At 62.2% G+C, this 262-nt stretch carries 1 pseudogene; it reads left to right on the forward strand.

The features are described from left to right. A pseudogene (locus ACFC3J_RS22560) lies at positions 1–262 on the forward strand (TetR/AcrR family transcriptional regulator); the annotation flags it as partial.

The raw sequence follows: 262 nt of genomic DNA on the forward strand, positions 1-262 counted from the left end.
ACCAATGTGGAAGGTTGCCGTTCGACTTGGCGGCTGGATCATATCGTCGAACATTTCGTGCTGCCGTTCCAGAAACGGCTCGATGGCCTGCTCGACGCGGTGCGGCTCCAGCGGCCGGTTCATGGCTTGTCCACGGCCGCATTGATGGCGTTGCTGGTGCAGGGGGTTGGCTATTATTTCTGCGCCGTGCCGATGCAGGAACGGCTGGGGGCTGGGCGGGAAGTGGATGATGTCCATGCCGCCGAACATGCGGACAGGCTGG

Source organism: Sphingobium sp. (assembly GCF_041987595.1).
Lineage (GTDB): Bacteria > Pseudomonadota > Alphaproteobacteria > Sphingomonadales > Sphingomonadaceae > Sphingobium.